This window comes from Paenibacillus peoriae (assembly GCF_022531965.1).
Lineage (GTDB): Bacteria > Bacillota > Bacilli > Paenibacillales > Paenibacillaceae > Paenibacillus > Paenibacillus polymyxa_D.
Window position 1 is genome coordinate 4,599,279 of sequence record NZ_CP092831.1, and the last position, 26,698, is coordinate 4,625,976.

Here is a 26,698-nt window from a genome sequence, read left to right on the forward strand (position 1 = left end):
GAAATACACTAATTAATTGAAAACGCATTCTTTATACAATGAAAAGGAGAAACATGTCATGGCTAAACATACGATACAAATTCCATCGAATTTCATCATGGGTGCAGCGGCTTCCGCCTGGCAGACAGAGGGATGGAGCGGTAAAAAAGAAGGCCAGGACTCATTCCTGGACCAATGGTACAAAAATGACCGCTATGTCTGGCACAATGGATATGGACCCGCGGTTGCAACCGACTTTTATAATCGCTATACCGAAGATATTGCGCTGATGAAGCAGATTGGCTTAACCCATTATCGTACTTCTATTAATTGGTCCCGCTTCTTAACGGATTATGAGAATGTAGTGGTGGATGAAACGTATGCGGATTATATGGGCCGGGTCATTGATGAGCTGATTACAAGCGGAGTCGAGCCGATGATTTGTCTGGAACACTATGAGGTCCCTGCCTACCTGCTGGATAAATATGAAGGCTGGTCTTCCAAGCATGTAGTGGAGTTATTTGTAAAATATGCGGAAAAAGTGTTTGAACGGTACGGCGATCGGGTCAAGCACTGGTTTACGTTTAATGAGCCCATTGTTGTACAGACTCGTGTCTATCTAGATGCCCTTCGCTATCCCTATGAACAAAATACGCGGAAGTGGATGCAATGGAACTATAATAAAACGCTGGCAACCGCAAAGTGCGTACAGCTTTTCAAAGCAAAAAACTATAGTCAGCACGGGGCTAAAATAGGCGTTATTCTGAATCCTGAAGTCACTTATGCCCGATCAAGCGCCCCTCATGACCAGTATGCGGCACATGTGTATGATTTATTTTACAATCGAGTATTTCTGGACCCGCTTATTAAAGGCGAATACCCACAAGAATTGTTCGATCTCATGGGCAAGCATGATATTGCATTTGAAGCTACAACGGAAGATCTGGCCGTGATTAAGGAAAATACCGTTAACTACGTCGGAATCAATCTCTATTATCCCCATCGGGTCAAAGCGCAGAGTAAAGCGTGGAACGAAAACACCCCCTTCCACCCCTCTTACTACTATGAGCATTTTGATCTTCCGGGTAAAAGAATGAACAAGTCACGGGGCTGGGAGATTTATCCTAAAATCATTTACGATATGGGAATGCGCATTAAGAACGAATATCACAATATCGAGTGGTTTGTCGCAGAAAATGGTATGGGTATTGAGAATGAAGCTGCTTTCAAAAATGAGGAACACATCATTCAGGACGACTATCGTATTGACTTTATAACAGAGCATTTGTACTACACATTACAAGCTGTAGAAGCGGGCTCCAACTGTACAGGTTATATGCTGTGGGCCTTTACAGACAACGTTTCTCCCATGAATGCTTTTAAAAATCGCTATGGACTGGTAGAAATTAACCTGGACAATGATCGAAGTCGACATTTGAAGAAATCCGGCTACTGGTATCAGGCCGCGATCAAAGAACGCTCATTTATTGCTGATCTGGATGAAGAGTACAAGTAGTTAAAAATGAATTCTGGAGGCGCTCAAATATGAAAAAAATTATTTTGGCATGTGCTGCGGGTATGTCCACATCCATTTTGGTTTCTAAAATGAAAAAAGAAGCAGCAGCAAGATCCATAGAGCTGAACATCGAAGCCATCCCCGAAAGCACCATCAAGGAAGAGCTGGAAGGCATTACAGATTCCGTGATTGCTATTTTGCTCGGACCTCAAGTGCGGATGCGTAAAAAGGCAGTCACCGAAATTGCAGCTCCCTATGGTATCCCAGTAGATGTCATTGACACGTTGGCTTATGGTAGAGGGAACGGTGCAGCTATCCTAGATCAAGCCTTTAAGCTGGCTGGCGAGAACATCTAATTGCTATTCAAATGAAAAAGAGGCTGAGAATTCCCTCAGTCTCTTTCTTGAGTTGCGCGCTCTTTATCACGACATATCTTCTTTGCCTGAGCCCATACTACTCACATACGTTTCCTGTAAACCGGCAGAAATGCCGTATAGCGGTTCCCAACGAAGCCAATGTCTGGCGACTGCGTTACTAAGACAGCTATGGTGAATGTCTCCAGCTCGCGCTGGTGAATACACAGGGCGGACAGACGAACCATGCAGCTTCAGTAAATCGTAGGCCAGTCGATTGATGGACGTCGTTCGTCCCGTACTTACATGTACTGTGCGTTGATCCGCTGCATGAATAGCCGCCATATTCGCTCGAACTACATCCTTGACGTACACAAAGTCACGAGTTTGCGTCCCATCGCCGTGAATGAGCAAGGGGCTTCCTTTTTTCAGCCGCTCCATAAAAAGAGCGACAACACCACCCTCTCCCTTCGAAGCCTGACCGGGACCGTACACATTTCCATAACGCAAAATCGTGTAGTTCATACCGTACAGCCGATAAAAAAGTCGAATATACGATTCTGCGGTCAGCTTGGACAGTCCGTAGCCTGAAATCGGCTCCACGGGATCGTCTTCCTGTATACATTGCTTTTGCAGCTCTCCGTATACGCCAGATGTGGAAGCAAATATGAATTTTGACACACCAGCTTCATGACAAGCCTGCAACAAATGAATCGTCCCCAGCACGTTCACATCCGCGTCCTCATCGGGTTGATGGATGGATTGCTGCACATCAGCCTGTGCGGCCAAGTGAAACACAATATCCGGGCTTTCCCGAATCAGCAACGTCCTAGCTTCAGAGCTGCGAATATCCGCAATATGCATGACCGCGCGCGGGTCCACATTTGCCATATTTCCGGTCGTCAGATTATCCAGCACATGTACTCTGATGTCCGAATCAGCAAGCGCACGTACCAGCTGAGAACCAATAAATCCAGCTCCCCCGGTGACCAAAGCCTTCACTAGCTCACCCTCCTTTTGAACCGAAGCATATGACTTCCCTTCGCATCATGTTATGCGACTCCCTATAGCTTGGCGCAGGCACACGCACAGTCCGAAGACAATCTATAATGTGCCTGTGGAATCTCAGCACCTCAGACGTGCAGTCTCACATTTTCCAGCATATAACGCCACATCCCATCCTGACCGTTCCATATATCCTCAGGCGGCAGCTCCACTGAAACCAGCCGCTCCAATCCCCAATCCAACTCCGTCACACCATCAGTCCCTGTATAATCCACGTATAACAAGCGAAAATCATGTGTAATCCTCTGTAATAACACATCATGTAGTTCCACCGCTTGCTCCCGATTGCCTCCAAGACGAACTAGTAGCAGACGGGACGCAAGCGTGAATTGATCCAGTAGACGTGCGATGCGGCGATCAAGCGTCGTTTTGAATGCAGGATAGGAAGTCAGCTGCTCCGATGTATTCTGGCTAACCGGAAAATGGTGTGCGGCTGTAATCCCATAGTTTGCATCCTCGACCATGAAGTTATGCTCGCCGTAATCGTGCCCCGTGACACGCAGACTATCAACATCCATAAAACCGGCAAAACGGGCGTCCAGCAAGCGACTGATCTGTGACAAGTTACCGGAAATCATCCAGTCCAGCGGACCGGCATAGGGACGCAGTCCGTTTTTATCCAGCTGAATGGAAGGCAAGCAATGTCCACCCAGACTGAATACAGCATCATAATCCCCCTGCAACCGTTCAAGCACGACGCCCTCCCCTTTCCGAAGACAAGGTCATCCCTTTAAAAAGGGTACGCCAATGCGGATCACTCTTGTAATTCCATACATCGGCAAAAGGCATTTCCACCGCGCATACATGCGGAAGCTGCCAATCCACCTCCGTCAACTCCGTTACGCCGGAACAATTCACTACCAACAAACAAAATTCATTCGCTACCATGCCTGACAAAATACGTTCCAGTTCCTCTACTTCTTCATAGGTTCCCAGCATACGGACGAACAAGCTGCGCTTCGCCATCTGTGTTTTTGCAAAAAAACGTTCAATACGACGGTCTATCTTTTCCTTGAACTCGGGATAGGTCACCAGATCTGAGGACGTATTGCGCTCCTGCGGAAAATCATGTACCGAGATCACATTATAAGCGATATCTCTGACCATATAATTCAGTTGGCTCGTACCAACGACACTCAAATTGGGCAATTCCATAAATCCGGCAAACCGATTTTCAAGCAAGCGGTTCACATCGGACAGCGTGTCAGACATCATCCAATCCAGTACCCCGGCAAACGGCCGCAAACGGTTCTTTTCCAATTGAATGGCAGGTGTACAGTTTTGCCCCAGACTGAAGACCGCTTCATATTCCCCTGCCAGCTGTGCGAGTCTCATAGCCGTGCCTCCTTTTTTAATACGACCCTTCTCTCAGTTCCTACTCTATCCTTCTTCTGTAGTCGAAAAAGGGACTTCAGGCCGTAGTTTGTTCCACTCTACATTACATGCACAGCACGGCGAAAAGGGTTGGACACCGATGCGCTTTTTGTCAAAGAGGCGTACAACTATCCAGTCCAATCCCGGTTATTTTTCATATCATATTAAGGCTGGTAACCTAACGGAATTCAAGGAGGCATCATCATATGTCCGTGTTTCTTTTAACCATCGATCACCATCTCGCTTACCACAGCGCCCATATACAAAGCTGCCATGTGACCTTTTTCAATCGTGAAAAGAGGGCCGTCGATGTGTTGCTGGAAATGGGGAATGACAGTGGCGTTTTTAGGCGGCAACTTCTTCGACTGGGCCCTTCTCCCGAAGCTGACTCCGTGCTAGAACTCAAGGATATGGAGGCAGCCCAAAATCCGTTTTATCTGCGAGTGATCACGAATATTTACAATCCAGAAACGCTGTTTATCCTGGCTGAATTTTTGGAAAACGGGAACGTTGTCGCTAAGCGTACAGCCAGTCATTTTACCGTGACACCCTAATGAACGGGCAGAGGAGGAAGAAGGTATGTTGAAATATTCAGTTCAAAACAAAGCTGAGCCAGGCACATATGCACTGCCTTTTCAGGTTACCGATCAGGAGAGCGTGCTCTCTACATTGATCATTCCTGCAAGTGAAGCTGAAGGACGTATTGTCATTGAAGTCTCTTTGGCATGGGAAAATCCGCTGCTCAACTGGGATATCGGGGAGCTGGATATTCGATTGCGTCGCAACGATGAGCGGGGACCTATGCTGGACTGGTTGCAGGATTCCTGTTATCAGGAGGGATTTGCCGAGTTAATCTATGAGGAAACGGGAACACAGGGAGAGCCTTATGTATACTGCCTGACCGTACAATCAGCCGACCGCCGTGCTGTTGTTACAGGACCACTCATGGTTCGAGGCTCTGTGTATGTAGATTCGATGGACGAAAACCCGGATGGACAATGAGCTGAAATAACTAAAGGCAGGTGGGAGTTTTAAGCCCAACCTGCCTTTTTATAGGGTCTGTATTCTCATGGCGCGGATTGCTTCAGACATTCTAAAATGTCAGCGTCCGGCAGCGTATAATCTTCTGGCAACGAAGTGTTAATTCGGTTCCATATTGCGTAATCGACCTTCAAATCCGGGTGTGACTGCTGGATTTCAAAAATACGGTTGTACAAGTCTCCAACGACAGGAAAAGTCATGCTCTCCCTCCTAACTATTGAATCAACGTATTCAACGTACTTGATTCAGCGCTTGCCCATAAATATTCACGAGTCGTTCAATCATAACATCCAGAGACCAATGCGCGATCCCCCATGCTTTGGCACGATTTCCCATGACTATCCGCACTTCATCCTGTGCCAGCAAATGCTGCAAATGAGCTGCCAGTGCCTCCACATCGCCAACCGGGGAGACTAGTCCGGTGTGTTCATGCTTCACCATTTCCGGCAGTCCGCCTGCATCCGATACCACTGCCGGAAGCCCCATAATCTGCGCCTCCATGACCGAAAACGGCTGATTGTCCTGTATGCTTGGATGAACAAAAAGGTCCGCCAGTTGTAAAAGAGCAGGTACATCTTCACGATGCCCCAGAAAAACCACGTCTTCTTCCAGCCCTAGCTCCTTCGCCTGTGTTTGAAGCTCTTCCCTTTTATCTCCCTCCCCGACAATCCAGCAAACCCAATCCGTACGACTTGCTTTCAGCAAGCCAAGAGCGCTCATTAAATAATGCAGCCCTTTGATATAGACCAGCCGTGAAGGACAAATGATAACTTTTTTCCCCTCAGGTCGTATCATGTCTGTTCCCCGGGCGTGGACTTCCCAGAAGTACTCGGTATCCAATCCGTATTGGAAAGTAGCAATCTGCTGCTCAGGCACTTCGAACTCACGCACAAGCGTCTGTTTCATCCATTCTGTAGACGTAATGGTAATATCCGCGGATAGAGCGCCATAGTGCTCTAGCGCCCAATAATACTTCCACATCAGCGTCTCACGGTAACCCTCCTCATGATCCCGCTCCAAAGCCATCATAACTTCACGAGCCAGCGAGCCATGAATATTCGCTACCAACGCGCTATCTTTGCGTTTGACCCGACTTAGCGCACGCGTCGCAATGACATCTTGCGTGTGAATCACATCATACTGCTCGACCCCGAAATACGCCGCTGCCAGCTCCATACAGTATCGATCCTTTTCCACCGTCTGCACCCATGAATCCAAATGTAATACAGGGACAGCCGATTCATTCAGCTTCGTATCCAGCAGGGGCAGCAGTTGATCCTTCAGTAGCTCCCTATCTTCAAAAACAATATGGTATTTAGGTGTATCCGGTCCGTTCCCCATCAAGTCTACCGTGTGGCCCAGTAGCTCCAGTCTCCGTTTAATTTGCATCATAAAGGGCCATACGCCACCCAAATGAGGAATCGGCCAGTACGTAGCCAACAAAATTTTCAAAACAGCCTCACCTCCTCTGTCTCGTACGCTGAGCTACATTCCGTTGCTTCCGTAAATTTGCTGGAAACCCGATAACGCATCTGTCCAGACCGCAAAAAACCCATTATTCGGCACGATCGTTACATCAATAAAATTACCGATTGTAACGACTGGAACCGGACTAATCCCGTTAGGATTAAAGGAGCTGTCTGTTATTCTGAGGTTCGTAAATGTATTCCCTCCGTCTGTTGATTCGGCCACAAATACGTCTAATAAAGAGGTCGTTATTTGATTGGTATAATATACGATCTTAATCACGCCGGTCACAGGCGAAACATCAATGGCCGGAAAAAAATGCTGTGCTCCTGCACTGGTCCCTGTCACCGATTGCGGCGCAGTCCAGCTTAATCCACCATCCACCGACCGGGCGAGCAGTACATCAGCATACCCTGCCCGATTATCCTGCCAGACCGCATAAAGTGTTCCCTGATTCGGGCTCGTAGAGCGATCCACGGCAATGTTAGCTGCCGGCAGCACATTGAAACCAAAGCCGGCCACGGGCAACGGACTCGGAACCGGGACCACAGAAGATACAGGTAGCGAGGAACTAAATGCTGTCCCTCCATTGAAGGACACAATGACCTGATATTGGTTAACCGGATTCGTGACAATGTACCCGACATAAATCACCCCTGTAATGCTCACAGTGATTTCCCCCCGCGTAATCTGATTGGAGCCAGCGGTGAGCACCACGGGTGTCCCCCATGTGATCCCTCCATCCTGCGAACGTTGGAAGAACATGACTGATCCGCCGAAAAAGTCAGGATTGTACTGATGCGTATAACATAAATAGATATTTCCGGTATAGGAGCTGACCTGAGAAGTATCGAATTTCACGCTGACCTCAACATTATTGACAAATGTCCCATACCCTCGCTGGGCAATCACAGGCGGATCAAATGTATTACCGTTGTCTCTCGACACATAAGTGGCGATGGTACCGCTCAAACCGTCTGCGGTAAATACGTGACAGGCTATGACAAACAAGTTGGGAAAACCGTAGCTGACGCTATGGGATTCCGCCCCTACATAGCCGGCTGGTAGCGGTAAAATCTGCTGTGTGAAAGAGGCACCGCCGTTACCTGAACGGTATACCGCCGTCAACGGCGGCCCTGTCGTAAAATCGATAGCCGCAGACACAATGGTACCGTCGAGCAGGTTGAAAGCTACACTCGGCTCCTGGGCCAGCCTTCCGTTAGGCGTAAGCTGTACGTTCGGCATCAGGCTCCACCCCCCGGTACACCCGCAAATATCGTCAAACTGCCTGTGCGCGTATCTGTCCAGACGGAAATATAGCTGTTCGGCGGTACAATGGCGACATCAATATAATCACCGATCAGCTCTGATTCGCCTCCACCGACATTCGGGTTAAAGGAGGTCGTCGTGAGACGACTGTTCGTAAAGGTGTTACCTCCATCGGACGACTCTGCGGCGAACACATCCAGATTAAAGCCGTCCACGCGATTGGTATAGTACACGACAACGACCAGTCCCGTCTTGGGCGACACTGAAATTGCAGGGAAAAAATTTTGCGAGCCGGGCGGGCTGTCTGTCACAATGACCGGAGCACTCCAGGTACCGCCAAAATCGCTTGATTTGGACAACAAAATATTGCTGTATCCCTGACCAAAGTCCTGCCACACGGCATATAGCGTATTTGTTGTGGAAGGCACACCCGAGCAGTCCGCGGCCAAGCTGGGGAAATTCAATATCCGAAAGTCATAACCAGGAACGGGCAAAGGATTGGGCACAAGCGTTATATTGGATACGAGAATATCCCCGCTGAAGGTTGCCCCTCCATCAAAGGAGCGTCGGATAAAAAAAGCTGGTGTTTGCGGTCCCGTACGAATCCAACTGACATATACGCTTCCATATTTGTCGACCGCAGGCTCAGGCCGCTCCGTGGAGGATTGGATATTGGAGAGCATTAACGGTCGGTCCCAAGTTAGTCCTCCATCGGTGGAACGCTGGTAAAAGGCCGCAGATTGAGCATTAAAATCCACATTATATTGGCGGTTATACGTGACATAGACGTGCCCGAGATAGGGACTTGCCCCCGCATTATCCGTCGTAATATTAGTCCAGTCATTATTAATGTAATCTCCATAGCCCGGGTTAATGACCACGGGAGGAGCAAAAGAGGCTCCATCGTCCGTAGAGCGATAGATCACGATAGCCCCGTTTTCATTGCCCGGAAATACATGCGCGGATACGATAAAAATATTGGGGAACAGATAGGCTACCATTCCTGCCTCGGCTCCTGTATATCCCGGTGGAATTGGCAGTAAAGTATCCGTCCAGTTCGCTCCGGCATCCAATGAGCGATACAGTCCAATCAAGGGAGGCCCACTGCTAAAATCAACAGCTACAGCTATAACAATATTCGGATTCAGTAAATTAACAGCAACACTAGGCTCAAATTTGGGCAGGCCGCTGGGTGTCACCTGAAAATTCAAAGGCATCGCGAGCATTCCCTTCATTATATAAATAGATATGCCTGAAGTATTTCTATCAAAATGTACTTTTTTCAGCACAGCCTAGAGACAACCATACAAGCTTTCTTTTCAATAGATTCATAGTATAAAAGCATCCCTTCAAGGGTTTTCCAATATTCTGTTTTTTTGAGAGGATGATTCGATTGGCTTTTACAACCGGTTATATGACGAACACTAGAGATTTTGGTACTGCCTGCTCCAATGTTGTTGTGAACTTGGTCAATGAGGACACAGTAAATGCGGCAACCGTGACCATCCAAATTTTTTTCTCGCTGGTACCGGATACCAAGACACCACTGTATGTGACATCGGTTAACTTGCCTGCAAACTCCATTGCCCGCCGTACCTTCTTTATACAAGGGGTTCTTGCCTATGAGGTACAATACAACGTGGCCTCCGCTGCTCCAGCGAATGTCGTGCTCTCCAACTTTGGACTGGATCAGTTTGGTAATGTTGTACAGGAGCACCGTGTTCTCCAGTCCGAGCTGACCACAATCCCTGCACTGTCCCCTGTTATTTAAAAGCCACCCTGTTCCAGTGCCTGATGCAATCTGTGGGTGTAATACACGTAATTCCATTCTGGCGGTACGGACTGAACCCCTCGTCCGCTGCCGATGGTGGAATGGTCATCTGTATAGTAGGAAAAGGCATGTGTATCCTGTAATGGGCGCAACAAATCCGTGAGATACAGTAGATCCGTCACGGCAATATAAGGTTTGACACCGAAGCATACAACAAAGCGAGTCGTGGTCTCACCAATAGCCTGAACCAGTGCTTCCTGGATCGAATAATGCTGCCGTGATGTTACGATTAACCGAGGGTCGAGCATCATCGACAGGAAAGCGCTAGCTTCCTGTTCTGGCGTTAAATCCAGCAGCCGTACCACGCAATTGCTGTACTGCTGCTCCAGCAGATTATCCAGCAATGATTCAGCTTGAGCCATATCCGTGACAGGCATTAAAATCGTCATTTCAAGTGGGATGCCCCGGCGTGCTCTCGCCTCATACTTGGCGATTTGGAATGCGCGCCGCCAGCGTCGGTGCTCCTTTTGGCTGTGTAGGCCGGCCGATACACTAAATGTGGAATTCACCCGGTAATCCATCAGGATCTCCGGGATGAATTTCATATTGCACGTCTCGGTCAGCCGCAGCCAGTAATCATAATCCTCAACGGGTTGCAGCCGATAGCCGCCAATCTGGAGGGCATATTTGCTTTTGTACATAAATGAAACCCCAACAATGCTGGCGTTCAGCAATTCGTGATGTGGCTGACTTTGGTACCGGATCAACGCCTGTTGATGCTGCTCGTCATACAACGGGTTCCCATATGCGTCAACCTGGCGGAAGGTAGAGAACACAAGGCCGAGTGAGTCTGGCCCCTGCTCCAGCTCTTGCCGCAATCGTTCAATAAAGGAAGCATTATAAACATTGTCGCTGGAGACCCAGGTCACATACTTGATCCCAGGATCTTTAAACAACTCATCGAATCCCCGGTTTAGGGCGTGGGATACTCCTTGGTTCTGAGGGAGTGTAACCAACTGAACGCGCGGGTCTCCCATTGCTGCGTGGAGCGCTGGTCCCACCATTTCCGGCGCTCCGTCAATAACAATGATGAAGCGAAATCCCCTGTAGCTCTGGGCTAGTACGGATGAGATTGCAGCTTGCAGATAGCCGATATCCTGTTTGTACAGTGGCATAACAATCCCCGTATCTACCATATCAATCCCCCCTGACAGACTTTCGGCTTCATGAGGATAAACCACTCAATACCTGACTGAAGCGATCTCGATAACGTGCTTGGGTGATGTTGTACTCCCGCTCCACAGCGGGCCAATATTTTTTGGTTCCCATTTCATCATGCCAACGGTAGTTAACCAAGGACTCGTTCAGAAAAGGAAATGGATATCCCGCCAGCATCACGCGGTACCACATATCCAGATCATGTGTGTACGGCAGCAATTCATCAAACAAACCGATATGTGCAAACAGCTCCTTTTTAAACATAACCGTGCATCCATTGACCGGATTTCCTTGTTGAAAAAAACGGTAAAACTCCGTCATAGACGGAAACACGGCGGCTGCCTGGTAGCTTGTGACTTGGCTGTATTGATTGATGAAATTGAAGTTGGTATGGGAGATGTACGCACCGTTTTCCACCATAAAAGAAACCTGATTGTTAATTTTATCCCTATGATAGGTATCGTCGGAACTGAGCCACGCAATATAATCGCCACTGGCATGTCGGATACCATGATTCAGAGCGCTGGCTGTTCCACCATTGGATTTACCTAAATAATGTATATAAGGAAGATAGGCCTGAAGCATATCAACATGTTCCGTGGAGCCGTCATCGACGACAATAATCTCGAGTGGGCCATAAGTTTGCTCTAGTGCACTTTGCAAAGCCTGATCCACATATGCACAGTTATAAAAGGGAATGACGATCGTTACTTTCGGTCTCATATCGTTCCTTCCTTTCCAGCTCGGCGGTATTGAATCATATCCTCCAGAGATTGCCTCAGCTGTATGGTCGGCTTCCAGCCCATGTCCTCCAGCTCTTTCGCACGGTATGCCTCGGTAGATGCTGACTCTGCCACATCCCCCCATTGTATGGGAATAGATGTTTTGGCCAGCGCAACCATACGTTCCACGATATTGCCCAGTTCCACAATGCGGCCTGTGCAGACCGAGTACACTCGGCCTGGCACACCCTGTTCCAATAGCACACCGTATGCGCGAACGGCATCACGAACGTCGAGAAAATCACGTTGCGCATGTCGGGAAGATACCCGGAACGGGACAGTTTCAGTTGCGGACTGCCCCTCCCTACGTTCCGTCTGAACGATATACCCCGCGAGTAATGCACAAAATCCGGTAGATGGACCCGGACCGATCAAGTTGCAAGGCTCTGCCAGCATGACGGATTGTTCGAACAGCGCGCCCCACGAGAGCGCGACTGCCTCTTGAAGGCTTTTGCTAAGGCTGTATGGATGTGTTGGATGATACGGAGCCTGCAAAGCCGTCTTTAGCCGAGAACCCGCCACGACAATTCTGGCTTTGGGGAAAGGTCGCAGTACATCGAGCAGATACAGGGTGGACAGTACATTGGATTCCATGTATAGCAGGGGACTCTCCCAAGATTCAGGGACGGAATTTTTACCACCCAGGTGAAGCACATAATCCGGAGCAATCTGTCTAATTACTTCGCCCAGACGTTTCTTGTCGAGCAAGTCACACACATAAGGCGTAATACAGTTGCGAGTCTCCGCCTCTGGGCTGTTATTTTCATCATCGCGAGCCAGTAAGATCAGTTCTGAGACGGAAGCGGCAGTGCGAGTCAGCGCCGCTACCTCCCAGCCGAGCTTTGCAAAATGGCGGCAGGCATGCATCCCGGTATAGCCCGCCGCTCCGGTAATGACTATGACAGGCCGACGTTGTTCCGCTGTGCTTCCGTCCATTCCAGCAGCTCCTTCAGCATGATGCTGTAGTGAGGAACATCGTAGAGCAGATCGGCCCGGGTAGAACGAAGCGTCCGGTCCTGCACCGGCTCATCTTTCGGCACGATCCGAATATCCTCCCTATTCCAGATGTCTTTGAACAGCAGCAGCAAATCGTGCTTGCTGATCGGTTCAGGGTGAACCAGATGAATGAGTCCGTCCAGCGGCTCATTCATCTGCACCTGTATCGCCTTTGCTAATTCCAGCGTCGTAACCCCGTTCCAAAAGACCCGGCGATACCCGTTAACGTCTCCGTTCTGCTGCAAGAACCAGTGCAGCAGACCAATGCCACTGGGCCGAATTTCCGGCCCGATAATGGAGGTACGGATAGTCAGATGCCCTGCGGCCTTTACTTCTCCGAGTATTTTTGTCAAAGCATAGGCACTTGTCCCATCGGGTTGATCCGTCTCCTTATATAAACCAGGTACCCGATTTCCCTCGAATACGCAATCCGTGCTGATATGAACCAATCGGGCACCGATACTGTCCGCTGTCCGCCGGAGAAGATGTGGCAGCAACCCATTAATTTGGTATGCTGCAATTTGATCCTCCCCGGCATGCTGATTCAGTACACCTACCGCGTTAATAATAACGTCTGGCCGTACACTCCGTACCAGCTGCTCCACCATAAAGCTGTCCTTTACATCCAGCAGCAGACCACCTTTATTTTCGGGATCACGGGTGGTGTAGAACACGTTATACCCGCTCTGGTTTTGGAAATACTTCACCAGAACATGGCCCGCCATGCCGTTACCACCCAAAATAAGCAGCTTCATTTGATGAACCCCCCGCTTTGGAGAATGCTGCGAATCTCCTCTTTCGACATCAAATTAAACTCCGAACTAAAGCTGCTGAATGACACGGGAGGGCACTGATTATAGCGGTCCTTTAATTGAGGAATATTCAGCGTTGGGAGAATGACCAAATATTGCTCGTCATAGACTACCGTCGTCAGGCTTTCAAAATCGCTCATCAAAATCTCATGAATTTTCTCACCGGGACGCACACCTTTTTCTACAATTTCTACGTTTTCCACCCCTGAATCCTCAATGAGCACCTCAGCCAAGTCCAAAATACGGCAGGTTGGCATGGTCATGATAAAAATTTCCCCGCCAACACTTTCCACCGAGGCTTTGAACAGGAGACTGATCGCATCACGCAAGGTTAGGAAGAAGCGCGTCATGTTCATATCTGTGATCGAAACCTTGCCCTTTTGGCGAATCTGGCTTTGGAACAGATGCACCACGCTTCCGTTTGTGCCCAAAACATTACCGCCGCGCACCGTCACGAAACGTGTATCGCTATTCAGCAGATTGGCGTAAACAATCAGTTTTTCTCCTATTGCCTTCGTCATGCCGTAAAAATTGGACGGATTCGCGGCCTTGTCGGTCGATATATAAATGACTTTCTTGACCTGATTAACGACAGCGGCCTCGATTACGTTTTGAGTGCCTACGACATTGGTTTTGAGTGCCTCGTAGGGCTGATCCTCACAGACGGGTACGTGCTTGAGCGCTGCCAAATGAAATACATAGTCCACTCCTTGACAAGCGGTAGTCAGCGCATCCTTATCCCGAATATCTCCAATACAGAAGCTGAGTCGTTCATCCTCAAACTGCCTGTTCATGGCAACCTGACTGGATTCTCCGCGTGAAAAGATAATGACCTCTTTGGGGTTACGCGGCAGTAACTGGGCAACCAGCTCATGCCCCCAGGAGCCGGTACCGCCGGTAACCAAGATACGTTGGTTTTCAAACATGCCGTTTCCCTCCAAGCAGAAATTTAACTACCTTATCCGACACATCTTCCACCAGATAGCCCGCGGGACATTGCCACTTATGGGTCATCCCGGTCATTATGGCTACCGCGTTTGCTATAATCTCGCCATCAAGGCCGGACACGATATTGCTGCCGCAATCTACCGTTTCCGGCCGTTCAGTCGTCCGGCGCATCGTAACCGTCGGCACCCCCATGACACAGCATTCTTCCTGTACGGTACCACTGTCTGTCAAAGCGCAGCGGGCATGCCGCTCCAGCAGAACGAAGTCAAAAAAACCGAACGGTTCGTGAAATTCCACTAGCGGATCAAGCTGGATCGGCGGATGGCTTGCGATCCGGGCGGCAGTCCGGGGATGAATACTGCAAATGACCCGCTGCCCGAACTGCTGGGCTACCCGGTTAAGACCATCTAAAATAGCCAGCAAATGCGGTGGATGGTCGACATTTTCGGCTCTGTGGGCAGTGACCAGGAAATATTCTCCCGGCGACAGTCCCAATTTTTTCAAAATCCCACTACCGGTTACTTCTTTCTCATAGTGCTGCATTACTTCGTAGATCGGATTTCCAGTCAGTATGATTCGTTGGCTTGGGAAGCCTTCGCGTAGTAGGTGCTGCTTGCTTTGCTCCGTATAAGGCATATTAATGGTAGATATCGCATCAATGACACGCCGGTTCTTCTCCTCCGGCACATCCAGATCATAACAGCGGTTCCCCGCCTCCATATGCACGACCGGATAACCCATACGTTCCGCAAGTAAGGCACATAGAGCGCTGTTCGTATCACCGAGCAATAGCACATGATCGGGGCGTTCCTTGTTTAAAATATCCTCCATCTGCGAGTACATGGCGGACAACTGTTTGCCCAGTGTCCCCGCTTTCTCCTGAAGTACATAATCCGGGGCACGCAGTCCCAGTTCGCGAAAGAACTGCCCGCTCAGGCTTTCGGTGTAATTTTGGCCCGTATGCACAAGCACATGTTCATCTGCATGGCGGTCTAGCTTCGGAATGATCAGGCTGAGCCGTATAATCTCCGGTCTTGTGCCGAGCACGGTCAATATTTTCATGGTTTTGGAACCCACCTTTGCTGTCGTTGTTTCATTGAATTGTGGCGTTCAATGAAGGATAGCCATCCAGCAGACTGGCTGTGCTCCAGCTTAACGTTCATCTCAAAGGTCCGGCGTAGGTTCACCCGGACCGTTGTTTTGTATGCTGTCCAGCCTTGAGTGTGACTCGCTTCGGTTTGTGCGCGTTGTGTCGCCGTGACCGGTGCTTGATTTTCCGCTTGAGCTTCTGTCTGGACTTGGTTTTCGGATAAAGTCCCTTCGACAACGGGAACCCGTGAATTTTCTTAAGGCGACTCTTGCCGCCGCTTCTCTTATACCTGCGATTCCGAAGTCTGGTACGCTTGCGGCCCTTTGGCCATCTCGCCCGAATACTACGCTTGCCGCGGGGCAATTCGGGTGGTGACTCAGGTAAAGGGGGTGCTGGTTGTGGCAAGCCCTGAATGGCTGCATATTCGATTGGCGGCAGACCCAGCACAGGCAGCTGACACACCACCGATTCAGGAAATTCTCGAATCGTGCTGGTATAACCCTCCGGTATAGCGGTGACCTGACGCAGCCCTTCGCCTTCCCTCGTCCATACAGGTCCACCCGGCTGCTGAATCAACGGGAACCAATGCGGATGATGACATACCCATTGACTGACCATGAGGTGCATACTGCTTCGGTAGGAATCAGGTCCGTATACACGTGTAGCTGCACTGTTGTTACGGACACCAATCCGTTCCACTTCCTCGGGATGATCGAGCAGATAGCCCACTTTTTGCGCCAGCATGTCGCTGTTGCCCGGCTCTACCAAAAAATCTGTATTTCCGGTAGCCTCCATCAATTCCACAAGTCCACCCTGCGCAAAGGCTACCACGGGCTTACCGTAAACTAGCCCTTCCAGGGCGGTCAGACCAAAGCCTTCTTCCACCATACTTGGGATCACAACAATATCCATTGCGCTATAGGCCGTTGACACGGATTCCTCGAATGAATTGAACTGGAAGCGGCGGCTATAACGAGATTGGCGGATTAAAGAGACACATTTTACGTAATATTCCGAGTCCACCGAGCTGCCGATGATCCAGAAACGACACCGCGAATTGGTTTCGCACAGCTTTAGAGCCATTTGGACAAAAGGTAACAGCCCTTTGGCTTCGTAGATAAAGGAAGAAATATAACCAATGCAAATATGAAAATCCCGCAGCCCCAGTTTTTCACGTTTCCTTTTCCGTTCCAGCACATGCTCTCTGGGAGACGGCATATCCATATCCCGGCAGGGAGACAACACCGTATGCGGACGTGTCAGTCCCCCACCATGCAAAGGACGCATTACAGCTTGAGAAATGCCGATGACCCATTGGCTATAGCGCTCAATGATAGAAACAGAAACTGGCGTATGCGCATTCTGGTTAATGACTTCGGTAATTTTCCAGATCACCGGAATATTAAGCTCATGGGCAGCCATTGCAGGCATGACGTTCACACAGGTATTGACCAGCACCACATCAGGTCGAGCATGCCGAAGCATCTGGAACAACGGTGCATACGCCACATGGGTCCGCAAATTCTCCGCATCCTGCGCCAATCCCTCATATGGGGTATACATGCCATGCAGCATGAACAGATTCTGTGTCAGAACGGTGATTCCGCGCTTGCGGGCCATTGAGGTCAGCCGCCCTTCACCAGGCGTTACGAGAATACAATCGAAGTACGTACGCATATCTAGACAAAATTGCAATAGCAGCTTCTCGGCCCCCGTAATACTGCGGACGTTGCTAACATGGCTGAATAACATCATTTTCGGCTTGATCGGAGTTCACCTCCTTTAAAATAGCAACCACCGGACGTGTGAATCACCTTATGGAAATATGACCGACAACAGTTGGTCAATCCGGTGACCATACGTGTGCTCCCGCAGGGTTCGTTCCAGAGCACGCAGAGCAATCTCACGACGCTCCTTTTCATGCGTCAAATAAAACTCAACCTTCTCCAGCAGTTCCTGCTGAGAGCTGTAGGTCTCTATCTCTTCCCCTGGCTTGTAAAAACGAGCCAGATCATCTCTTGTATCTGTCAGTTGCAACGTGCCACTGGCAGAAATTTCAAACGTACGCGGATTGGGCGAAGCCCCCGGAATTTTCAGTGAGTTGTTGTTCACCGAATCATCCTGATGGGAACGATGAAGATTAATTACGATTTTGCTGCCGTTGTACGAATCATTGGTCTCGCCCGGAGACATCCAGCGACCCAGCTCAATTTTGTCGCCATACGACTGATAATCTGGGAGACGATCCCACCAGATTCCGTTGATTTTAATGTTACGAGCCATGAGCTGCGGCATAATCGGATTAAAGAAATAGATGCGGTTCCAGTAGGCTGAGCCTGTAAACCCAATCTCACGTCGTACCGAAGCGGGCGAGCTGAGGGGGAAATAGTGAGTCAGAAATGCTCCAAAGGGCAAATAGTGCACAGACGTGCAACCCAACTGACGGTACAGCTCCATGCAGTTCATTTCTAACGTGAACACATAATCATAATTCGTAACGATTTTGGTCGTCGTGTCGGTGTAATATGGATCGTCCGTTAGCCAGATGGCGGTGGGGATGCCCAACTGGCGTACCGCAGTAACCTGCTCCAACGGAAGATCCATTCCATCCAGTGCCAGCATCAGATTCGGACGGAGCTGAGCGGCAATATCTCCTACCGGCTGACGTGGGTCTGTTACGGTAACCTGAGCCGTCATGCTCTGCAATGTGGTAATGACCGCCTCATCCAGCGGAGAATACGGAAGGCCTTTGCCTGAGACGACATACAGTACATGGATCTGTCGAAAAGGGAAAACTGCTTTCATCCGCGCAACAATTGCGTTAGCACGGCCGCGCAGATATCCTTCGTCGTATCCGTCATGCAATCCCGCAGTTCTCCCCTTTTCCCAGGAGGCTGCCGCCGTCTGGTGAACAGCCGGGTCATACGGTCCTGTCGTAGATATCGTCATCACTTTCACTCCTCACTGTTTATGGTGTTTACTTTAGGCCATCGCCTTGTCCAGCAGTTCTTCCATGCGATTGGAGTACATATGCTTTTGCATAGTCGTGTACAATGCGCGCCAGGCCATGCGTTCGCGTTCCCAATCATGCTTGAGATAGTAGTCCAGCTTCACTTTCAATTCATCTGCTCCAGAGAAAGTTTCAATGTCATAGCCTGGTCGGTAATAACGGCTCAAATCCTTCCGAACATCCGTCATTTGAAGCGTGCCGCAAGCAGAAATTTCATATGTCCGAGGATTGATGGACTCCGCTGAAAGCTGGTGTGTATTCCGATTATCCAGTCCGGGGTCTGTCGGGCGGTGCATATTGATGACAATTTTAGAGCCGTTATAATATTGAGCGGTCTCTTCCGGTTCCATAAAACCCGGACGGATAAAGCGTTCCAGCACATCCCGCCGGGTCAGCCGATCCCAGTGCCCACCTACGATCAGCACTCTTTTGTCCGCCAAGAAGGGAGCTAGGTGGTCGAATAGCTTCACACGGTTCCAGAAGGCATTTCCAATGAAGCAAATATCATGCTGATGCTCCCGCTCTACCCGCCGAGGATAAAAGATACGAGCTGACGCAGCCAGCGGCAAATAGTGAACCCTCGTTACTCCCTGATCGCGATAAAACGGCAGGCAAGAAATTTCGTGCGTAAATACGACATCGTAGGATTGACAGATCAACGCCGTATCCTCCGTAAAGTAAGGATCATCTACAAACCATATGGCCGTCCGAATGCCTAGGGCTCGTATTTGCTGTACCTGCTCCAGATGATCCGCCGGAAAAACATGCAGCCCGTTCATGACCAGCACGAGGTCTGGACGTTGAGCCTCGGCGTCAGCTAGCATCGTAGCAGGCGTACCGATGGCGCATGAGCTGCATATTTGGCCTAATGCTTCTTGCACACCTGTGTCTATAGCTGCGAAACCTTGCGGAATATACAACACTTTCAAATGACGAACAGCAGGCTGTATGGCCACGACCTGTGACAGAGCAGCCGTGCAACCGCCCATTCTGCGTCCTTCCCGATAGCCGCATCGGTACGCTTCGCGTTCATTTCCGCTTTGTTGATCGTTCACATCCTTCACCCTGTCCTGTTGTAGGATAAACTTCTGTCACTCCTAAACTATATGCGGAGGGGTCAAACGCATCATGGACGACTGCCACTGCCCGGACAAAATTGGCGTTTGCCCGTCCAACTGCCGAACCGCAAATAACCCCGAAGCTGTGTAGCTTCGGGGGGTTAGCTGTCATGGATGTTCTGCATAGTTTACTGAGCCTTGTAAGCGACCTGGTGTCCATCTTCATAACCTTTGGCAAAGCCTGAATTGAAACCCTCGTTGTAAGCTGCATCATACCCCTGCTGAAATGCCTGCGGATCATGCTCCAATGCAACAGTCCCGGGCTGTGGATTCTCCGCAGAAGGGACTGCCACCGGGTTAGCTTGAGGTTTTTTTCGCCGCCGCAAAAGAGGATGTCTTCTACGTGCAGAATGATGTCCTCTTTTACGGCGTCTTAGAGCAAGCAGACGTCTTCTTCTCCGTTTTAATCTGCGAATGCTGGAACGCCGGGCATCTTTACGTCTTTTGCGGGCTTTTTCCCGAGTGGCGCGTTCCCACCTTGTGCTCATTTTCATTCCTCCTTTGCTTTCTCGTGGTGGTTTCATTTTTCTGAACAGGCACATGGAGCCACGGCTTCATCGGTTTTCCATATACCTGTCGTCTTAATGGAATACCCGCCAACATTTGCGTGATTTCGCCCTGGTAGTTGCTGAGTATACGAATGGTTTCTTCCAGACGGGTAGCCGACATATCCGCATGGGGCGTCAAGTCCGCAAGACTGGTCAGCATCCGGGCAACGGCGTGCTGGCTGGCAGCAATAGACTCCATTATATCCAGCTTGATCTCACGTTCACGCCTCATGCTCATTAGTTCATATCCCCCGAGCCCATGCCTCCCATCATCCCTTCCATGCCGCCACCCTGCTGCTCATCCTGATCCAGCAATGCTTTGAGATTGCTGCAAAGACCAGTCTGAAGCCGCGTTAATCCCTCCAGCATTTCCACCATTTGCTCGTGAATCTCCAAAGGTCGCCCCAGCTGTTCTTCATCGGTGTCAAAGGCGTGGGGCGCCAGATGGTTCAGCGCCCAATTACGCACTTTTTCTGCTTCGACCGCCTTGGCCTCCAGGATCATAGACACATTCCGCTGCATTTTGGAGGCCGCGTCCAGCATGTGAATCATTGCTTGTTCCCTACTCATGTGTTCACTCCCTGCCCTCGGTTGTTACGTTACTCCTCTTCCGGGTATGCCGTTTCCTTCACGACACGAACGAGCATTTCAGCCATTGCTTCCTGAAGATCGGCAATGCCGTTCAGATAGGCCACAATGCTTTTGTTTACTTGTCCCGAGCTGTCGAGAATGCCCGGAATTCCGTCAAAACGCGGCTCCTCATCTGGCAGTTCATGTATGATCTGCGCCATGCGCACAACCACCTGCCGTTCCGCATCCAACAACCTCGACATCTGCTGCTGCGAGTGCGAAATGTGGATCAGCAAATCATCTAACTCGTTATGCATAAGCCCCTCCTTTATGTGCTCCGCCGTGCGGAACGCACGAATTACCTACGGGCTTTCCGCTACTACAGCGTATGCCGCAGCGAGTAGTCGGTTCCGCCTAAAAGCGCCTATTCGATCATCACAAATGCCCTCGCAACACTGGTGGAGCAATAATAGGCTGCTTCTCCGTCAATGCCGACAATTCTTCGGAGGACAAAAATTGAATTGGATAGTCCTCAGCCCGCCAGCTCATCACAGCGTAGAGGGTAAGGAATGGTCTTTTCCAGCCGTTGCCGATTTGGTACAGTTGCCCACCTTCAGCATACAGTAACTCGATCCAGCGCTTACGTTGAGCGGGGATATGAAGTGTGGGCAACATGGACATGTTCCCCAGCTCAGGAGCCGCCAGCACAGGCAAGGGTTCCTCTGGCGACTCAGCTACAGGTGCATCAGTGCTGCCGGAAACTGTGACCTCCGGCTTCCCTACCAAGGGAAGTGCCAACAAGTCCAGCTGAGACAATCTGACAGGGCGCACGTTTTCACCTCCCGCAGCACTGACTCCATGCAGATACCGCCTTCTTCCCGGCTCTAACCGAAATACTACACCGGACGGTCCCTGAACAACCGCTCCGATGGGGTAAAAGCTTGCCGCTGATACGTGTGTTTCCTTATCTGTTGAGATCTGGCCGTCCGTCTCCGCTGTACTGAATTTCAGGGTGTGAAACAGCTTATCCGCATCCCCCCACTTTTGTACAAAAAAGGATCGGTTCCGGCTGCTTTCCTCCATTGAACCGCTTGTTTCGGTCGTTAGAGGAAAACCATACACCGTATCCCGATCTCTTTCTTCATAATGGATAAAAGCATCTCCGGCAATTGCCATACGTATCCCCAACAAACGCACACGCAGTAGCCAATCTGCATGGGCCTCCTCAATACTGTGGCAGCCTTCGTCCCAGTAGCCCGTTTTTTTCAGTGTCTCTCTGCGCAGCAATAAACAAAATCCAGCCAAGCTTTCGGTCTCTCGCCATGCATCCGGTTTGGGAACATTGAAGGTCATGGCAAATTGACGTGCTCCATTTTCGTTCATATCAGGAACCTCAATCTGCTGTTCTTTGAATGGACCATTCGTTACAGGCCCAACAACACCCATACACGGATCGCTGTGTAAACACCCTAACAACCGAGCCAACCAGCCGGGGGTCACCATGGAGTTTTGATCCAGTACCACAATAGTAGTGCCTTTTGCCATCATCAGCCCCTGATTCAGGCTACCTATCATTTGCACATCCTTTTTTAACAGCGCATAACGCACAGCGATGCTTTTACGGAGCAAATAGGTGGATGTCCCGTCCGTCGAGCCGCAGTCCACTACAATAATTTCGTGAGGATGGCTCGTATTCTCCTCAATACGGTGAATGCATGCACGGAGCTGTTGAAGCTGATTGCAGGACGGAATGATAATACTGACGCCTTCAAATACTTTGCCGAACGAAGCCTGACCCAACCTGTTACCTTGCTCCTGGCCCCTTTTATATCCTGACCAATAGCCTTTCTTTCCGAGCCGCTTGCTGTGTTTCCTTTGCATATTCAGGCGTTTCATGCCGTTCACTCCTCCGGGTGGCATTATGCCTATACTATATGCCTGGCCCGGTAGGATGGTGTTTCATTGAGATCAAGGTAGAAGTCCTTTCATTTTCAATCCAGCTTCCTGAAGGGAATCGAAGGTTCCTGCGTCGCTCCAATAACGCCGTAAAATATCATATTCCAGCTTGCCTTCAGCAGCATAACAGTTGTTAACATCCGTGATCTCAAGCTCACCACGTGCCGAAGGTGTAATTTGCCGGATTTTATCGAACACGGCAGTATCGTACATATAGATACCCGTAACGCAATATTTGGATTGGGGATGCTGCGGCTTTTCTTCAATCCGCGTAATGCTCTCCGGGCGCTCAGGATCAAACACGGGTACCCCGTAACGACGGGCATCTGCCACCTTTTTCAACAACACTCTGGCGCTCCCCGGGGGCTGTTGCTTGAATCGTTCGATCACAGGTCCCAAGTCTTCCTTGAACAAATTATCACCTAACAAAACAGTGAATTTCTCTTCTGCCTGCATATAGCTTCTTGCCAGTTCGAGTGCTTCCGCAATGCCGCCCGCCTTTTCTTGAATCCGGTATGTCAGTTGGACACCATAATCACTGCCACTGCCCAAAAAATCGGTATACAGTCCGGCCGATTGTTTACCAATAATAATAAGCATATCCGTGATCCCGGCCTGTCGCAGCCTCTCGATACCATATACGATCATGGGATACTTGCCGACCGGAAGCAGATGCTTGTTGAGTAATGTAGTCAACGGATGAAGGCGCGATCCGGTTCCTCCTGCGAGAATAACCCCTTTCATATCTTCCTTCCTCCTTCGACAGCATGTTCAGTGCATACAACCCCAGCGTTTCCAGTTTCGATGAACATTCTGGGATCTATGCTCCATTTCTCTATAAACAAACGATAGTTCCGCTCGATCAGCTCTTCGATCCAGGAAGTTTCCGAGCGTGAGAAGCTCGCATTCCCCTCGTGATAGACAAAACAGTCGTTGCACATGAGCAGCTTGTAGCCATGCACACGTGCGCGCAGACAATAATCGTCATCCTCATAATGTCCGGGACTGAACCGTTCATCCAGCAATCCGATCCGTTCCATCAGATCACGCCGGAATAACAAACAAAATCCGACCAACCGCTTAACCTCCTGCCACCTGGAGGGATTACTTACATTATTCTGCTCCGCATATCTCAGACAGCTGGCCAAATCTCCTTCCAAGCCGTGTATCTGCTGAATACCGCTGACGCAATTCGTCACCGGTCCCACCAATCCCACGATGCTTTCGCTCTGCAATGCAGCTAACATATTCGATAGCCATCGCCGCGTAACCGTCACATCATTGTTTAAAATAACGAACTGGTCACCTGAAGCCAGCCGGAGCCCCGTGTTACATGCTGCTGGAAAGCCTTTGTTTTCAGGAAGACGTATACTGATCAGCCGCTCGGATGCACAAAAATCATCCGTTCCGTCATTCGAAGCGTTGTCCACAACAATGATTTCATACGGTACATCTATCGTATGTGTCCGAATCGCCTCAATGCACGGCTTTAACAGATGCAGGCCGTTATAAGTCGGAATAATGATGCTCGTCAGACTCATAGCTTATTCCTCCCTTTGGCAACGTCTACCCGTGTTGGAACAGGCCCGAGCGGGGAGTACCCGGCTACCTGAAACACCGCCGTCAGTGCCTCTGCATGGTCACCGACGATCAACTGTTCCATAGCGTTCCCTTTGCCAACATTGAAGGTCCGCTTACGGTTCGTTTTAATGACATCAACAGCATGTACTGCCGCCACGATCATGCCATACAGAATTGCCATGGCGTGGGCTTTTGGCGGTACGGCAAGCACGGCTGAGCCAAGCTGATCCAGTAAACGCCGAGATAATGCATGCGGTACCGCGGTCAATGAGCTTGCTCCCAAATCCGGTCTGCGCAGTACGCGATTCAGGAATGCTTTGCACCGTGTCACGCTGTCTTGCTGGGCATAGGGGGGCAAATGTCTGCCCAGATCATTAAGCGCGACATCCGTTCCCTGATCCACCGCGTGGAGAAAAGGCAGCAAATCAGATGCTGGAATCGGCAAATCTCCGTCCACGAACAGCACAATATCAGCCTGCGTCATACGCGCGCCTACTGCACGGCCAACATCATGCCCCAGTCGATCGGGCACGTTGACGAGAGTCACATTAGGATGATGTTTGGCTACGGTGGAGCGCGTGCCGTCCGTGCAGCCGTTCAATACGACAATGATATCCGTAAGCGGGAGTTTTTCCAGCTCGCTCAGCACCCGTTCAATCGTAGCCTCTTCATTACAGGCGCTGACCACGGCCGCTGCGGTTCCCTGTAATACAATATCTCCCGGAACTTCGCGTTCCACAGGTGGAGTCACTTCGGTCATTCCTGTTGCCCGAGGTGTGGGCTTTCTCACCCTACGGCTATGCATTGAAGTCGTCGTTCCTCGTTTTCGCTGAACACGTCTGATCCCCCAGCTCGGTTCTTCACGCTTCCCTCTGCGATACGGTCTACTCACAGTTTCACCTCGTCTCTGATCCGTTTGCGCTCCAAATCCGTAAAGCCCGCACGCGTTCCCAGATGCGATGTAAGCCAGGCAATGGCATCCAGATGATCCTGAACAATTACACCTGCCAGCGGGTCCTTGCCGTTCTGTTTTTTACGTGTCGCATTTATTTTACCGACAGCTATTCCATATACAGTCACCACTCGTAACCCGGAAGCGATGGACATAGCTTGAAATAAGGGAGGTTTCTCCAAGGGCTTTGGACCTATTTTATTTAGAGCCTTTTGACTAATGGCGTGTGGAATGCCAGTCATAGACGCTCCCCCTAAATCAGCACGATTCGACAAGATATTCAATACATGCTTTGCCTCCACTACAGGATGTACGGGCGTACGATTCACAGGTCCATGGTAATCATTCAGCACCACATCCGCTCCTGCACATATGGCGTGTATAAACGGTCGGAGTCTAACGCAGGGAATGACGATATCCCCATCCAGGAAAAGCAGGATCTGTCCGGATGCCGCCTCCGCTCCAACACGACGGCCAACATCATGTCCGAGCGGTTCCGGGAAAGAAAGTACACGAGCTCCCGCCGCTGCTGCCACCTTCGCCGTTCTATCGTGTGATCCGTTCTCAACGACGATAACCTCTGTATGTGGATGGACACGGCGCGCCTCGCGAATCACAGCTCCAATTGTTTTTTGCTCATTCATGGCCGGAATAATGACAGATACGAAAAACTTTCCCACTGATGACGGTCCAGATGGTCGCTCTTCGCCGATCTGTGCCCCTCTCTCCGTGTCGAGTACCTCCCTCATGGCAGGGGTCTTATGCATGTTCGGCATTCGTAACGGCAGCCACATCTTAGAATGATAGTATGCGCCGGAATGCCGCCTCCGTTTGATCTTGTATCCAGCTCTTCCCTGCTTCTTCATGCTCCCGTCTCACCTCCCTTCCTGCTGTATAGATGGACAGCATGATTAGGACAGTTCAACATAACCTATGCGGTCCAAAAGCCGTGTGTAACGGCAAGCGTGGAGTCTTTTCGACATAGCAATTTTCGACTTTATTTTACATAACTTATTAATCCTATTAAATAAGTGAGTTATTAGGGTCTAAAGATTCATTTTGGATAAATTTGTGACATAGATCTTCTCGTCTGTCATTCTCTGTGCTAATATCAGAGCCAGATGATGGGAGTTCAAAAAATCAACATTAGTTTTTTTTGCATAAGTCATTATTTTCCATTATCCACCATTATTCTATTTTCTTTATATACGACAGGAAAGGAGGAGTTTGTCACCTTTTTAGGCCACATGCTTCATACTGCAGTACCCTCTTTTCACGTACG

Annotated in this window: 30 protein-coding genes; 5 read left to right on the top strand and 25 right to left on the bottom strand. The window is 49.8% G+C overall.

The features are described from left to right. The first annotated feature begins 58 nt into the window (after nucleotides 1–58). Together MLD56_RS20280 and MLD56_RS20285 are read left to right on the top strand one after the other, a co-directional pair. Entirely contained in the window at nucleotides 59–1,495 is a 1,437-nt protein-coding gene (locus tag MLD56_RS20280; RefSeq protein WP_029518299.1) for a glycoside hydrolase family 1 protein, read from the top strand. A 29-nt stretch (nucleotides 1,496–1,524) separates the two neighbouring features. Beyond that, nucleotides 1,525–1,851, top strand: coding sequence for a PTS sugar transporter subunit IIB (locus MLD56_RS20285; RefSeq protein WP_029518298.1), 327 nt, complete (start codon nucleotides 1,525–1,527; stop codon nucleotides 1,849–1,851). A gap of 66 nt (nucleotides 1,852–1,917) precedes the next feature. Here MLD56_RS20285 and MLD56_RS20290 read toward each other — a convergent pair whose 3' ends face one another. From MLD56_RS20290 to MLD56_RS20300, 3 genes are all read right to left on the bottom strand, one after another. Further along, the gene (locus MLD56_RS20290) at nucleotides 1,918–2,850 is read right to left on the bottom strand and encodes an NAD-dependent epimerase/dehydratase family protein (protein ID WP_029518297.1); all 933 of its coding nucleotides are present in this window, start codon (nucleotides 2,848–2,850) and stop codon (nucleotides 1,918–1,920) included. Between the two features lie 131 nt (nucleotides 2,851–2,981). After that, nucleotides 2,982–3,608 (bottom strand): DUF1796 family putative cysteine peptidase, encoded by a 627-nt coding sequence (locus MLD56_RS20295; protein ID WP_029518296.1) that lies wholly within the window; start codon nucleotides 3,606–3,608, stop codon nucleotides 2,982–2,984. Next, on the bottom strand, nucleotides 3,601–4,248 hold the full coding sequence (locus MLD56_RS20300; RefSeq protein WP_029518295.1) for a DUF1796 family putative cysteine peptidase: 648 nt from the start codon (nucleotides 4,246–4,248) through the stop codon (nucleotides 3,601–3,603). The genes MLD56_RS20295 and MLD56_RS20300 overlap by 8 nt, the downstream gene beginning before the upstream one ends. A 245-nt stretch (nucleotides 4,249–4,493) precedes the next feature. Here MLD56_RS20300 and MLD56_RS20305 point away from each other — a divergent pair, with 245 nt between their 5' ends. Together MLD56_RS20305 and MLD56_RS20310 are read left to right on the top strand one after the other, a co-directional pair. Beyond that, entirely contained in the window at nucleotides 4,494–4,841 is a 348-nt protein-coding gene (locus MLD56_RS20305) for a hypothetical protein (RefSeq protein ID WP_029518294.1), read from the top strand. Nucleotides 4,842–4,866: 25 nt separating this feature from the next. Next, nucleotides 4,867–5,289: a hypothetical protein gene (locus MLD56_RS20310; RefSeq protein WP_029518293.1), complete on the top strand. Its 423-nt coding sequence runs from the start codon at nucleotides 4,867–4,869 to the stop codon at nucleotides 5,287–5,289. A 65-nt stretch (nucleotides 5,290–5,354) separates the two neighbouring features. Here the strand turns inward: MLD56_RS20310 and MLD56_RS20315 are convergent, their stop codons facing one another. From MLD56_RS20315 to MLD56_RS20330, 4 genes are read right to left on the bottom strand one after another with little or no spacing between them, the layout of a single operon-like run. Beyond that, nucleotides 5,355–5,528 carry a hypothetical protein gene (locus tag MLD56_RS20315; protein ID WP_165148594.1) on the bottom strand — a complete coding sequence of 58 codons (174 nt, stop codon included), beginning with the start codon at nucleotides 5,526–5,528 and terminating at the stop codon, nucleotides 5,355–5,357. Nucleotides 5,529–5,559: 31 nt separating this feature from the next. After that, nucleotides 5,560–6,780, bottom strand: coding sequence for a glycosyltransferase family 4 protein (locus MLD56_RS20320; protein WP_029518292.1), 1,221 nt, complete (start codon nucleotides 6,778–6,780; stop codon nucleotides 5,560–5,562). Nucleotides 6,781–6,813: 33 nt separating this feature from the next. Further along, nucleotides 6,814–8,040 carry a sialidase family protein gene (locus MLD56_RS20325; RefSeq protein WP_029518291.1) on the bottom strand — a complete coding sequence of 409 codons (1,227 nt, stop codon included), beginning with the start codon at nucleotides 8,038–8,040 and terminating at the stop codon, nucleotides 6,814–6,816. Then, nucleotides 8,040–9,281, bottom strand: a complete 1,242-nt coding sequence (locus MLD56_RS20330) for a sialidase family protein (RefSeq protein ID WP_029518290.1) — start codon at nucleotides 9,279–9,281, stop codon at nucleotides 8,040–8,042. Before MLD56_RS20330 ends, MLD56_RS20325 begins: the two co-directional genes overlap by 1 nt. 167 nt (nucleotides 9,282–9,448) lie before the next feature. Between MLD56_RS20330 and MLD56_RS20335 the strand changes: the two genes are divergently transcribed. Next, nucleotides 9,449–9,835: a hypothetical protein gene (locus MLD56_RS20335; protein WP_231109445.1), complete on the top strand. Its 387-nt coding sequence runs from the start codon at nucleotides 9,449–9,451 to the stop codon at nucleotides 9,833–9,835. Here the strand turns inward: MLD56_RS20335 and MLD56_RS20340 are convergent. From MLD56_RS20340 to MLD56_RS20425, 18 genes are all read right to left on the bottom strand, one after another. Beyond that, nucleotides 9,832–11,031 carry a glycosyltransferase gene (locus MLD56_RS20340; RefSeq protein ID WP_029518288.1) on the bottom strand — a complete coding sequence of 400 codons (1,200 nt, stop codon included), beginning with the start codon at nucleotides 11,029–11,031 and terminating at the stop codon, nucleotides 9,832–9,834. The genes MLD56_RS20335 and MLD56_RS20340 overlap by 4 nt on opposite strands. A gap of 28 nt (nucleotides 11,032–11,059) precedes the next feature. Further along, on the bottom strand, nucleotides 11,060–11,776 hold the full coding sequence (locus MLD56_RS20345; RefSeq protein WP_029518287.1) for a glycosyltransferase: 717 nt from the start codon (nucleotides 11,774–11,776) through the stop codon (nucleotides 11,060–11,062). Then, complete coding sequence (locus MLD56_RS20350) at nucleotides 11,773–12,771, bottom strand: NAD-dependent epimerase/dehydratase family protein (protein WP_029518286.1); 999 nt, start codon at nucleotides 12,769–12,771, stop codon at nucleotides 11,773–11,775. Before MLD56_RS20350 ends, MLD56_RS20345 begins: the two co-directional genes overlap by 4 nt. Next, on the bottom strand, nucleotides 12,732–13,586 hold the full coding sequence (locus MLD56_RS20355; protein ID WP_029518285.1) for a dTDP-4-dehydrorhamnose reductase family protein: 855 nt from the start codon (nucleotides 13,584–13,586) through the stop codon (nucleotides 12,732–12,734). The genes MLD56_RS20350 and MLD56_RS20355 overlap by 40 nt, the downstream gene beginning before the upstream one ends. Continuing rightward, the gene (locus tag MLD56_RS20360) at nucleotides 13,583–14,569 is read right to left on the bottom strand and encodes a polysaccharide biosynthesis protein (RefSeq protein ID WP_029518284.1); all 987 of its coding nucleotides are present in this window, start codon (nucleotides 14,567–14,569) and stop codon (nucleotides 13,583–13,585) included. Before MLD56_RS20360 ends, MLD56_RS20355 begins: the two co-directional genes overlap by 4 nt. Further along, nucleotides 14,562–15,653 (bottom strand): non-hydrolyzing UDP-N-acetylglucosamine 2-epimerase, encoded by a 1,092-nt coding sequence (gene wecB / locus MLD56_RS20365; protein WP_029518283.1) that lies wholly within the window; start codon nucleotides 15,651–15,653, stop codon nucleotides 14,562–14,564. Before wecB ends, MLD56_RS20360 begins: the two co-directional genes overlap by 8 nt. A 121-nt stretch (nucleotides 15,654–15,774) precedes the next feature. Then, entirely contained in the window at nucleotides 15,775–17,436 is a 1,662-nt protein-coding gene (locus MLD56_RS20370; protein ID WP_029518282.1) for a glycosyltransferase, read from the bottom strand. Nucleotides 17,437–17,496: 60 nt separating this feature from the next. Further along, entirely contained in the window at nucleotides 17,497–18,630 is a 1,134-nt protein-coding gene (locus MLD56_RS20375; RefSeq protein ID WP_029518281.1) for a CgeB family protein, read from the bottom strand. Between the two features lie 33 nt (nucleotides 18,631–18,663). Next, nucleotides 18,664–19,755, bottom strand: a complete 1,092-nt coding sequence (locus MLD56_RS20380) for a CgeB family protein (protein WP_029518280.1) — start codon at nucleotides 19,753–19,755, stop codon at nucleotides 18,664–18,666. 182 nt (nucleotides 19,756–19,937) lie between these two features. Further along, a complete protein-coding gene (locus tag MLD56_RS20385; protein WP_039272662.1) occupies nucleotides 19,938–20,297 on the bottom strand; it encodes a FliH/SctL family protein in 360 nt (119 codons plus the stop codon). After that, nucleotides 20,245–20,595: a hypothetical protein gene (locus MLD56_RS20390; RefSeq protein ID WP_029518278.1), complete on the bottom strand. Its 351-nt coding sequence runs from the start codon at nucleotides 20,593–20,595 to the stop codon at nucleotides 20,245–20,247. The genes MLD56_RS20385 and MLD56_RS20390 overlap by 53 nt, the downstream gene beginning before the upstream one ends. Further along, a complete protein-coding gene (locus MLD56_RS20395) occupies nucleotides 20,595–20,927 on the bottom strand; it encodes an alpha-helical endospore appendage domain-containing protein (RefSeq protein ID WP_029518277.1) in 333 nt (110 codons plus the stop codon). The genes MLD56_RS20390 and MLD56_RS20395 overlap by 1 nt, the downstream gene beginning before the upstream one ends. 29 nt (nucleotides 20,928–20,956) lie before the next feature. Next, on the bottom strand, nucleotides 20,957–21,244 hold the full coding sequence (locus MLD56_RS20400; RefSeq protein ID WP_013311765.1) for a hypothetical protein: 288 nt from the start codon (nucleotides 21,242–21,244) through the stop codon (nucleotides 20,957–20,959). A 118-nt stretch (nucleotides 21,245–21,362) separates the two neighbouring features. Then, nucleotides 21,363–22,823, bottom strand: a complete 1,461-nt coding sequence (locus tag MLD56_RS20405; RefSeq protein ID WP_029518276.1) for a glycosyltransferase family 2 protein — start codon at nucleotides 22,821–22,823, stop codon at nucleotides 21,363–21,365. Nucleotides 22,824–22,895: 72 nt separating this feature from the next. Beyond that, on the bottom strand, nucleotides 22,896–23,627 hold the full coding sequence (locus MLD56_RS20410; RefSeq protein WP_029518275.1) for a sugar phosphate nucleotidyltransferase: 732 nt from the start codon (nucleotides 23,625–23,627) through the stop codon (nucleotides 22,896–22,898). Beyond that, nucleotides 23,624–24,424, bottom strand: a complete 801-nt coding sequence (locus tag MLD56_RS20415) for a glycosyltransferase family 2 protein (RefSeq protein WP_029518274.1) — start codon at nucleotides 24,422–24,424, stop codon at nucleotides 23,624–23,626. The genes MLD56_RS20410 and MLD56_RS20415 overlap by 4 nt, the downstream gene beginning before the upstream one ends. Then, on the bottom strand, nucleotides 24,421–25,356 hold the full coding sequence (locus MLD56_RS20420) for a glycosyltransferase family 2 protein (RefSeq protein ID WP_029518273.1): 936 nt from the start codon (nucleotides 25,354–25,356) through the stop codon (nucleotides 24,421–24,423). The genes MLD56_RS20415 and MLD56_RS20420 overlap by 4 nt, the downstream gene beginning before the upstream one ends. Next, the gene (locus MLD56_RS20425; protein ID WP_029518272.1) at nucleotides 25,353–26,282 is read right to left on the bottom strand and encodes a glycosyltransferase family 2 protein; all 930 of its coding nucleotides are present in this window, start codon (nucleotides 26,280–26,282) and stop codon (nucleotides 25,353–25,355) included. The genes MLD56_RS20420 and MLD56_RS20425 overlap by 4 nt, the downstream gene beginning before the upstream one ends. Nucleotides 26,283–26,698 lie beyond the last annotated feature (416 nt).

Excerpts from the sequence above, each read along its gene's own strand:
- MLD56_RS20385 (WP_039272662.1), bottom strand. The coding sequence starts at position 20,297 with ATGAGCACAAGGTGGGAACGCGCCACTCGGGAAAAAGCCCGCAAAAGA.
- MLD56_RS20330 (WP_029518290.1), bottom strand. The coding sequence starts at position 9,281 with ATGCCTTTGAATTTTCAGGTGACACCCAGCGGCCTGCCCAAATTTGAG.
- MLD56_RS20285 (WP_029518298.1), top strand. The coding sequence starts at position 1,525 with ATGAAAAAAATTATTTTGGCATGTGCTGCGGGTATGTCCACATCCATT.
- wecB (WP_029518283.1), bottom strand. The coding sequence starts at position 15,653 with ATGAAAATATTGACCGTGCTCGGCACAAGACCGGAGATTATACGGCTC.
- MLD56_RS20400 (WP_013311765.1), bottom strand. The coding sequence starts at position 21,244 with ATGCATAACGAGTTAGATGATTTGCTGATCCACATTTCGCACTCGCAG.
- MLD56_RS20335 (WP_231109445.1), top strand. The coding sequence starts at position 9,449 with ATGATTCGATTGGCTTTTACAACCGGTTATATGACGAACACTAGAGAT.
- MLD56_RS20395 (WP_029518277.1), bottom strand. The coding sequence starts at position 20,927 with ATGAGTAGGGAACAAGCAATGATTCACATGCTGGACGCGGCCTCCAAA.
- MLD56_RS20375 (WP_029518281.1), bottom strand. The coding sequence starts at position 18,630 with ATGACGATATCTACGACAGGACCGTATGACCCGGCTGTTCACCAGACG.
- MLD56_RS20300 (WP_029518295.1), bottom strand. The coding sequence starts at position 4,248 with ATGAGACTCGCACAGCTGGCAGGGGAATATGAAGCGGTCTTCAGTCTG.
- MLD56_RS20280 (WP_029518299.1), top strand. The coding sequence starts at position 59 with ATGGCTAAACATACGATACAAATTCCATCGAATTTCATCATGGGTGCA.
- MLD56_RS20405 (WP_029518276.1), bottom strand. The coding sequence starts at position 22,823 with ATGAAACGCCTGAATATGCAAAGGAAACACAGCAAGCGGCTCGGAAAG.
- MLD56_RS20410 (WP_029518275.1), bottom strand. The coding sequence starts at position 23,627 with ATGAAAGGGGTTATTCTCGCAGGAGGAACCGGATCGCGCCTTCATCCG.
- MLD56_RS20340 (WP_029518288.1), bottom strand. The coding sequence starts at position 11,031 with ATGGTAGATACGGGGATTGTTATGCCACTGTACAAACAGGATATCGGC.
- MLD56_RS20345 (WP_029518287.1), bottom strand. The coding sequence starts at position 11,776 with ATGAGACCGAAAGTAACGATCGTCATTCCCTTTTATAACTGTGCATAT.
- MLD56_RS20370 (WP_029518282.1), bottom strand. The coding sequence starts at position 17,436 with ATGATGTTATTCAGCCATGTTAGCAACGTCCGCAGTATTACGGGGGCC.
- MLD56_RS20325 (WP_029518291.1), bottom strand. The coding sequence starts at position 8,040 with ATGCCGAACGTACAGCTTACGCCTAACGGAAGGCTGGCCCAGGAGCCG.
- MLD56_RS20305 (WP_029518294.1), top strand. The coding sequence starts at position 4,494 with ATGTCCGTGTTTCTTTTAACCATCGATCACCATCTCGCTTACCACAGC.
- MLD56_RS20315 (WP_165148594.1), bottom strand. The coding sequence starts at position 5,528 with ATGACTTTTCCTGTCGTTGGAGACTTGTACAACCGTATTTTTGAAATC.
- MLD56_RS20360 (WP_029518284.1), bottom strand. The coding sequence starts at position 14,569 with ATGTTTGAAAACCAACGTATCTTGGTTACCGGCGGTACCGGCTCCTGG.
- MLD56_RS20355 (WP_029518285.1), bottom strand. The coding sequence starts at position 13,586 with ATGAAGCTGCTTATTTTGGGTGGTAACGGCATGGCGGGCCATGTTCTG.
- MLD56_RS20425 (WP_029518272.1), bottom strand. The coding sequence starts at position 26,282 with ATGAAGAAGCAGGGAAGAGCTGGATACAAGATCAAACGGAGGCGGCAT.
- MLD56_RS20390 (WP_029518278.1), bottom strand. The coding sequence starts at position 20,595 with ATGAGCATGAGGCGTGAACGTGAGATCAAGCTGGATATAATGGAGTCT.
- MLD56_RS20415 (WP_029518274.1), bottom strand. The coding sequence starts at position 24,424 with ATGAGTCTGACGAGCATCATTATTCCGACTTATAACGGCCTGCATCTG.
- MLD56_RS20350 (WP_029518286.1), bottom strand. The coding sequence starts at position 12,771 with ATGGACGGAAGCACAGCGGAACAACGTCGGCCTGTCATAGTCATTACC.
- MLD56_RS20310 (WP_029518293.1), top strand. The coding sequence starts at position 4,867 with ATGTTGAAATATTCAGTTCAAAACAAAGCTGAGCCAGGCACATATGCA.